Origin of the sequence: uncultured Streptococcus sp., from assembly GCF_938036805.1 — a bacterium.
Classification (GTDB): domain Bacteria; phylum Bacillota; class Bacilli; order Lactobacillales; family Streptococcaceae; genus Streptococcus.
The window spans coordinates 1-2,670 of the sequence record NZ_CALHWC010000025.1 but is presented as its reverse complement, the minus strand read 5'-3'; the positions used below and the strand labels follow the sequence as shown (position 1 = coordinate 2,670).

The following is a 2,670-nucleotide window of genomic DNA, read 5'->3' as shown; positions in this document are numbered from 1 at the left end:
ACAGATACCAAGACGAATATGGCGAGCTTCAATGGTTGGAAGCGAGGAGATGAGTTTGATAAAGTGATGACGATGCAAACTCAGAGTCTAGAAAATCTTGATAAATTCAAAAGTAGTGATTTTAATTCAAAAGATGCCAAAGCATTTTATAACGATAAAGATTTTGTTCAAGATGTTAAGGAAATCACTGAAAATGTCAATTCTTCAACTCCTTTGGGCTTGCTGACGAGTATTAGCAAACTAGTAATTACGCTAAGTACATGGGAAAAAAATGGAACTGAGTTTGTTAAAGCAGTAAGTACTTATTTAAAAGAAATAAAATATATCAACGGCAGAAAAATTATTGTTGATGGTAAGGGCCGTGTTCAAATTGGTTCAAAACGTCAGAACCTCTATAACAGAAACAATAACAAGGTATATAAGAGAGGAAAAGAATTTCAAACTCAGACTAAGCAGTCTGATATTCGCAAGACCAATATCGGTAGAGGTGTCAAGATGACCGGTTGGAAAAATGCTTGGGCCGATGCCAGAAAGTCTGGAGCTGCTGCAGCGAAGGATTCCTTTAAATCTGGTTTGAATCCTCTTAGTGGATTTAAGGAAGCAAGCAAATGGGCTAAAGGTGGAAAACTTTTGGGAGCTGCAGGTTCTATTTCATCAATTGTAATGAATTTCAAAGAATCTTTCTTGGATGATGAAACCTCTACAACAGGTCAAAAACTCCGGAACTTTGCAGTGAATCAGATTGTGGATACAGTTTCTGATGCAGGCGCAGCTTATGCAGGTGCAGCTATTGGCACGATGATTGGTGGTCCTCTTGGTACAGTTGTTGGTGCTGGACTTGGGATGGCAGTATCCTACTTTATGAATAGGAAGTGGGGGAAATCAGAGGATAGTTCCCTCACTGGATGGGCTAAATCGGGCTTAAAGAATTTATTTGGAGGATAAGTATGTACGAAGAACGTTACCACGGCCCTTTGATTACAAATGGGGTTAGTTTAGGCTATATCAAACTTCTACCTTGGATTACACTGGCAGTCTCTTTTATGGGTTTTTTTGGTACGACCTATATCGATCATATTGGCATTTATAAAATCTTGTTTATTGTTTGCATGGTTATTAGTGGTGTAGCAATCCCACTCTCTTTCTTTGATCGTTTTATTGTGAGATTTAAGAGCTTTATCTATCTTTATGTTTCTATACTTGTTTTGATTTTAAACGTTGACTTTACTTTTATAGGCTTGATTATGCTAGTTGGTAATGACGGGATCTATTCAGTCTGGGCACTTATTTACAATCTGGTGGCTCTCTGTATCCTGCTTTTTTCTACTGGTCTCTACTCCTGGTATTATCTTCCTAAAAATCAGGGGAAAATCTGGGCTTTCAACCGATGGGAGACTTATGGTGGTAAAGACAATGACAAGAAGCAAGAGCGATTGTTTAATTTTGGAGTTGCTTTTGTAGCTGTATTGTTAGCGCCAGCTATTCTCACTGGCTATGGTGAGAAGGTCTTTGGTGTTTTCTTGGGAATCTTGATGAACTTCGTTTTCCCAGCTCTCATAGTGGATGGAGTTCAGGCGGCACGCTATGTACGCAAACACCCAGAATATGAAGAGTAGGATTAATAATTGAAGAACAAACTAGAAAGAAAAGAAGTCATGATGAAAACAAGACCTAAAAAGTTAGTGCTTCACCAACTTTATGGCTATGAAGAAAAAAATTTGCTAGATATTCCAGTGGAATTACTTTGTCAAGAAATCTATCCTTTATGTTGGGAATTTATAGAGGATATGCTGGATCTTGTGTATTCAGATGGGCCAGTATGCTTTAAAAGTTATCCTTTTTCTGATAGAAATACCTTTCTCATTTTTTCAACATTTGGGAATGAAATAAATCCTACAGGTAACTATGACGGACCAATTCTCTTTGAAGAAAAGGTTTTAGTAAGTAGTGATGACTTTGCGACATTTTCTTCAGGAAGACTAGAGGACTATTATGACACTTTGGCAACCAAATATTCAGATAAAAATTTGGAATCCTTGGCAGTGTATCACGTGCTTTATCATCCTGGTAAGGAAATTAGAGTTGATGCATACAGTAGTTGGGAGGTAGATTAATGGACTATGTGGTGGCAGAAGGAGTGACAAATCAAGCCGTTTTTGAGGCTCGCAATGTTATAAAAAAACGTGCCAGCTTTCATGTAAGTCAGATGCAAGGTGAACTGGATGCATTTATGACAGCAATTGAAAAAGCTGGCGGACATCCCAATGGACCAATTGTCTATAGCTTGAACAATGTTCCTGAAGGTGGAAATATGGATGTAGAGTTTCTACTTCCATTAGAAGAGGAATATCTGGAAGTAGAGGGAATGCGTTTTTCAACCTATTTTGAAATTAATAATGTTTTAATGGTTTCATTAGATCATGATTATGAAGAATTAACGAAAGAAGCTTATGCGCGTTTACTATGGACATTGGAACAGAATGACCCAGAACTAAATACCCCTTTTTATCATATCTTGCAGACTGAGGGTGCAGGTCGTGTAACTGTATTGATTGGTTATGCGTACTAATGAACGAAATAAGTGCTTTATACCAAACTTCTTTAGCTCGAGTAGGAGTAGAAGAGGATAAAGGATCTATCTTGGAGCAAGTTGGTCATTCCTTGGTCAGT

3 protein-coding genes and 1 pseudogene are annotated in these 2,670 nt (G+C 37.8%); all 4 read left to right on the top strand.

Annotated features, from left to right (window positions below; all coding sequences use genetic code 11):
• Positions 1 to 945, top strand: a pseudogene (locus Q0191_RS01085) (hypothetical protein); the annotation flags it as partial.
• Positions 946 to 947: 2 nt separating this feature from the next.
• A complete protein-coding gene (locus tag Q0191_RS01080; protein ID WP_297663036.1) occupies positions 948 to 1,616 on the top strand; it encodes a hypothetical protein in 669 nt (222 codons plus the stop codon).
• A 9-nt stretch (positions 1,617 to 1,625) separates the two neighbouring features.
• Positions 1,626 to 2,114, top strand: a complete 489-nt coding sequence (locus Q0191_RS01075) for a hypothetical protein (protein ID WP_297663034.1) — start codon at positions 1,626 to 1,628, stop codon at positions 2,112 to 2,114.
• Positions 2,114 to 2,569 (top strand): DUF5085 family protein, encoded by a 456-nt coding sequence (locus tag Q0191_RS01070; RefSeq protein ID WP_297663032.1) that lies wholly within the window; start codon positions 2,114 to 2,116, stop codon positions 2,567 to 2,569. Before Q0191_RS01075 ends, Q0191_RS01070 begins: the two co-directional genes overlap by 1 nt.
• Positions 2,570 to 2,670: the final 101 nt, after the last annotated feature.

Bases quoted from the DNA above. Each gene is read 5' to 3' on its own strand.
- Q0191_RS01080 (WP_297663036.1), top strand. From the start codon at position 948: ATGTACGAAGAACGTTACCACGGCCCTTTGATTACAAATGGGGTTAGT.
- Q0191_RS01070 (WP_297663032.1), top strand. From the start codon at position 2,114: ATGGACTATGTGGTGGCAGAAGGAGTGACAAATCAAGCCGTTTTTGAG.